Below are 5,597 nucleotides of genomic sequence, written 5' to 3' on the forward strand. Positions count from 1 at the left end.
CACCAGTACGCGCCCCAGCCTCACGCGCCGCAGGCACACCCCTACCCACAACCGCCGCAGCCCCAGCCACCCCACGCGTACGCGACCCAGCCGCCGCATGTCTACGCACCCCCCGCCGCCGGGGCGGCACCGGCGGGCCCCGACCCCGCGGGCCCGGAGTTCCTGGCGGTCGACCGCCACAACTCCATCGTCATCGACGTGTCAGGCGTGGCCTTCGAGGACCACGGCGTCTCCGTCGACTTCCCCTGGTCCGAGATCCGCAGCGTCCACTACAAGGCGAGCCCCAACGGCAAGGCCCTCATGGTCGCGGTGGTCCACCTGGACGGCAGCTTCTTCGAGTGCACGGTCGAGGCCAAACCCCGAACCCGCCTCCACGAGTGGTTCCCCCACCTGGCCCACGTCCTCGGCTACTACCGGCCGATGGGGTAGCGCCTTCTCACCATTTCGGTTTCCCGCGAGATGCCGTGAGGAAATAAACCCACCAGACCGGGTTGATGAAGTTGAGGGGATTCTTCCTGTTCTTCAGGTGGCGCTCCCAGTAGGCGTCCTGCTCCTCCACGGAGCCTACTTTGCTGGGGGGCGCGTAACCGAAGATCGGCACAAGGTCGCGCACGGTAGACGGGCGCCACATATGGAGAACATAGATCATCCAAGCGCCGTGCGAAGCGGAAAAGCCCGACGGTCTCACATCGACTCGCGCCCCGTTGCAGCACAAGATGATCCCTCTCGGGGTCAACTCCTCACGGATCGACCGCAACGCTTTAAACACGTTGTCGCCGACCGCTGCCGCTTCGATCCCGTCGGGGGATCTGAGGTGCAGATGCCATGGCCCATCTCCCTCGACCAGCACCTGCCATTGGGCTTCCCCGTCGCCGATTTTGACGCGAACGTCGAATCGGTCATCCATTCTGTTTGTCCGAAGTCTTCTCAGCGGGCCGCGGAGACCCATGTCGTCGAATCAAGCAGGACGGGCCCGGACACTTCTTGGCCTCCGGCGGTGTATGCGAGCCATCGAAGCTCGTCGCACGCAAAGAAGGACTCACCCCAGCTGTCCACCCAGATGCGCACGTGCCCTTCGACGGAATACGTGACGTCCCACCATGCCCATCCACGAAACTCTGAGTCGGGGTCGAACTGGTAGAGCCACTCCTGCAACTGCCATCCTCGGCCGACCGTGCCCTTGATCATTGCGACATAGCGGTCTCTCCCGCGTGCCGCGAAATCAGGAACCGGCTCAGCGGCGTCCTCGCTCGCTGCAACGAACCACTCGGGAAGGTCACCCGTGGGGAGGTCGTCTCCTTCGAAGGACTGAGAAATGGCCAACGTCAGCGCTGCGTGCAAGACGGACCGCACTCTGGACACATATTCGTCGACGGGGCCAGTCGTCACCACATCGAATGCGCACAGTACCGGCGGTACTTCACCTTGTGATGGTTGGCGGGTAAGGCGGTCGATTTCCTGCTCGAGGTCCTCGATTTCGTGAATCACTTCAGTAATCTTCCCTGTCACTCATCCTGAACTATCCTGCCTGGATATTTTGAGACTTCTGCCCGGAACTCGTCGAGCATGCCGCTTGGGATACCGTATAGATCCTCTCCCATGGTGGGGTCGGAAATCTCCGGGTAGATCCTCTTCAGTTCTTTCCATTCTGCTTTGGTGAAACCCAGTCCCTCTGGCTGCTGTTGCGGGATCGCATTGTTTCTGATCTTCTCTCGGAACTCCTCCGAGATCTGAAATTCTACAATCTGCCCACCATCGCCTCGGAAGCGGACCGTGTGACCGATTTCGCCACTCAGGTTAACGTAAAGCGCACCCTTGCCGGTGATGGTGACGTTCCCGTTTTCATCCACATGAATGCGCTGACTCATCGGATGATTGGTCTGCTTACGATATCCGCTGACCGTGTCCTTGCACTCTTCAGGGGCGAGGCCGAGTGGGTCGCTCCAGGTATGAGGGTTGCGCACATAAACCGCGGGGTTCGGTGCAGGTGCCAGCCCAAGAGGATCCGGTGTCAGATATCGTGCTGTTTCCGGGTCGTAGTGACGGAAATAGTTGTAGTGCAGCCCTGATTCGGGATCGAAGTACTGGCCAGGAAAACGTAGCGGCGTATAGGCGCTGCTGTCGGCGGCCCATGTGGTGCTGCCCCACAGGGTTGCCCGTGTGCGCCAGGCTATGTCTCCTTGCTCGTCCACGAGTTCTGTGGGGCTGCCGACGAGGTCGGTCACGATGGAGAAGAACCGGGAGTCGATCTCATGCTGAGGCGCATCGGCTGTCCGGATCCGTTCCGTCTGAGCGACAGGATGCCTGCCCTGGTAGTCCCAGGTGACCGTTACCGGATTGGGCAGACTGGGAGACGTTGTTGTCTGCTCACATAGAGTCGTGCCGTCCCAGGTGAATTCGATCCGCTCGGCGACGGTTTGGCCATCCTCTGCCATCCGGAGCTTTGCGGTGCGGCGGCCGAGCGGATCATACGTGTAGCGCCAGTGAGTTCCGTCCGGGGTCGTCACCGACATGAGACGGTCTTCGACGTCCCATTCGTAGCGCCAAGTGTCTGCCTTGCGGGACAGACGAGTCTTTTGACGGAGAATCATGCGGCCCAAAGCATCATGGACATAACGGACGTTGCCCGCACGAGCGATACGGGTTCCGGCATAGGTCCGTGTGCCTACTGCTTCCCGGCCAGGATGATCTGTTGGCCACGAAGCCGAGGTTTGGTTGCCTGCTTCGTCGTAGGCGTACTTCTCCGTCCAGTTCGCCGCGCTTACAGACATGACGCGGCCCGATGCGTCGAGGTCGAAACGGCGAGGGCCGATCAGGACGTCGTCGACTCCTACCAGGTTGCCGTCATCGCGGTAGATGTACGCCCGGTTCTGGAGGGCGTGACCGCCTGCGTCCGTCACTGACTGCTCTGTGAGTCGGCCCATGGCATCGAAAGTGCGCTGTTGAGTAACTCCGTGACCGAAACGGCGAGTCAGTTCCCGGCCCATGACGTCGTAGGTGAACTCGACGGGGCGACCGGACATCACCATGTGTGCGGGTTGTCCTGAGGAGTCGAACGACCAACTCGTCACCGCGCCCGTTGGGGTGGTGCGGCTTGTCCGTCGCGCCAACTCGTCGTAGCCGTATTTCAGTTCCCTGCCGTCGACCTTTTCGGAGCGGACCAGGCCGAACCGATCCCGAATCACGGTAAGTGTGGAGTCACGGTCATGTGCGTGAGCGAGCTGGTCCGTCATGTCGTACGCGTACGTCGTCAATCGGCCGGCCGCATCCTTGCGGATGATCTGACCGAGCTCGTTGCGCTCGAATGACACGACCTGACCGAGCCCGTTCGTTCGTGACACCAGAAGTCCGACCGCGTCATATGCGTACGTGAGGGTTCGACCGTCGAAATCTGTTTCCTCGACGAGCCTGCCGGCCGGGTCATATGAGTACTTCCATGTCAGGCCTTGAGGGTTGGTGACTGTCGTGAGCCGCAACTCCGTGTCGTACGTGAACTCGTACCGTGATCCGTCCGGGCCGACGCGGGCTGCGAGCAGGTCGAAATGTGTGTATTCGAACCGCGATACATTGCCCATGGAATCGGTGTGACTGGTGCAGTTGCCCTCCCCGTCGTACGTCCAGGACTCGGTGGCACCGTCGGGTGTCGTGCGGCGGGTCAGGCGGCCCTCCTGCGTCCATCCCAGTTCGGTGACGCCGCCTGTCGGGTCGACGACGGCGATCACACGGCCGAAGGCGTCCCGTTTGTATCGGGTCACGCCTCCCCGGACGTCGGTGATCTGGATGGGAAGTCCCGCACGGTCACAGTGGATCGCGGTCGAGTGCCCAGTCGGGTGGGTCACCGACGTGACTCGGCCTGCCTCGTCGTACCTGAAATGACTGGTCCGGCCCTTCGAATCGGTAACTGACGTGCGATTGCCAACCTCGTCGTAGGTCTGGCGAATCACTGATCCATCGGGGTTGATGACTTTCGTGGCCAGACCACGCGCGTCGTACTCGGCCTTCGACGCACGCCCGTCGGGGCGGGTCACGCGGGTCAGATGCCCTGCTGTGTCGTATGCGTAGGAGACGATCCGGCCGTGCGCATCTGTCTGCGAAAGCACTCGGTTGCGGTGGTCCCGTTGGTAACGGGTCGTCCCTCCCAGTTCGTCCACCTCGGCCGCTACGTGCATGCGGTCGTCGATGAGGTAATGGGAGGTGTAGCCGAAGGAGTCCGTGACCGATGTGATGCGATGCCCGGTCGCCGGGTCGATCGAGTCGTAGGAAAAGGTGGAACGCTGGTGACCGGCGGAACCTGATTGGAATGTGCAACGGTCTCGGTCGTCGTAGACGTACTCGAAATGCTCGCCGTTCGTATCCGTCCACGAGGTGATGCGGCCGTGCTCGTCGCACCCGAAGAGTGTGGGCCGCCCGCTGGATTTGGTCACGTTGGTGAGATGGCCATCGGTGTAGCCGTAGCGAAGAATCTCTTGGTCCGTGCCGTCGCTGGAGGCTCCCACGAGGTACAAGGCGGTGACTCTGCCGTCCGTGACTGCCATCCGCAAGTGGTAGCCACCGCTGTGGACGATGTCGGTGGGCGTACCGTCGGCGTCGTAGTCGAACGTGATCCAGTTGCCGTTGCGGTCGTCTATCTGTTTCAGAAGTGACAGCTCGTCGGATTGATCGATGAAGTGCCACCTCTGTCGTGTTGCGGGATCCGTGATGGTATAGCCGCCGTCTTCACGGTTCAAAGGCCACTGCGGTCCATGGGTGGGGAGGACCGAAACGCCGGGAGCGGGGTGGGGGTACGCCAGCAACATGCCTACGTCGTCGACGAAGACAACGCCTTCGGAGTCGACCTCCAAGCGCTGATCGGCGGTACTGGACCAATGGGGTCCGAACCACCGCCCGGCGCGATAGGAGGACTCGAAGGACCGAGTGAAAACGAGAGGGAGAGATCCGGCCAGGAAGATGTCTGTCTGGGGAAGGACCATGCGACCCGTGGCAACATCTACAGGATCTCTCAGGCAGACCTTGTCGGAGGCATGACGCCCCGTGGCTTCGGGTTCACCGACCACGCTACGGCGAGCGTTTCGGGATTCCGACGCCAGGGCGTCGTCGACCGCCCCCCTGATCCCGCCGCGCACCGCCCCACGTCCGACGCCCGTGCCCTTCGTGCCCAGGGCCTCGGGGGCGAGGCGGCCCATGAACTCGGACGGGTCCTTCTTGGCGGTCTCCCAGGCGTCCTTGAGGGCCCGGTCCGGGTGGGCCGCGGTGTTTGCCAGGCCGGCGAGCGTCATGTTGACGTTCTGGTAGTACTCGGCGGGGTGGGTGAGGTTGTACGGGTCGTAGAACGTCATGCCGCGGGCGAAGGTGAGCAGGCCCGCCGTGCCCTTCACCGCGCCGCCCACGACATGCGTCAGCTCCAGGCTCGTGCCCGCCTGGTGGTCGACGAAGTTCGAGACGAGCCGGCTCAGGGGCGGGGGCTCGGCGGGCGCGTGTTCCAGCGCGGCCCGGACCGACGTGGCGGCCGTGCGCGCGGCCTCGTTGCGTTGCCTGCGGGCCTCCTTGAGAAGCTGGTGCGCGCGGGCGACGTCCTTCTCGCCGGGGTCCTGGAAGGG

General features: G+C 62.8%; 3 protein-coding genes and 1 pseudogene. 1 reads left to right on the forward strand and 3 read right to left on the reverse strand.

Features of this window, described 5'->3' with window-relative positions:
* Positions 1-429: pseudogene (locus AOK23_RS50995) on the forward strand (hypothetical protein); the annotation flags it as partial.
* A 7-nt stretch (positions 430-436) separates the two neighbouring features.
* Here the strand turns inward: AOK23_RS50995 and AOK23_RS39520 are convergent.
* The 3 genes from AOK23_RS39520 to AOK23_RS39530 form a co-directional block, all read right to left on the reverse strand.
* Positions 437-907, reverse strand: coding sequence for a hypothetical protein (locus AOK23_RS39520; protein WP_055717266.1), 471 nt, complete (start codon positions 905-907; stop codon positions 437-439).
* Positions 908-927: 20 nt separating this feature from the next.
* Complete coding sequence (locus AOK23_RS39525; RefSeq protein ID WP_055717267.1) at positions 928-1,488, reverse strand: hypothetical protein; 561 nt, start codon at positions 1,486-1,488, stop codon at positions 928-930.
* A gap of 17 nt (positions 1,489-1,505) precedes the next feature.
* On the reverse strand, positions 1,506-5,597 hold a 4,092-nt coding region (locus tag AOK23_RS39530), incomplete at its 5' end, for a DUF6531 domain-containing protein (RefSeq protein ID WP_055717268.1).

Source organism: Streptomyces torulosus, from assembly GCF_001419765.1.
Taxonomy (GTDB): Bacteria; Actinomycetota; Actinomycetes; order Streptomycetales; family Streptomycetaceae; genus Streptomyces; species Streptomyces torulosus.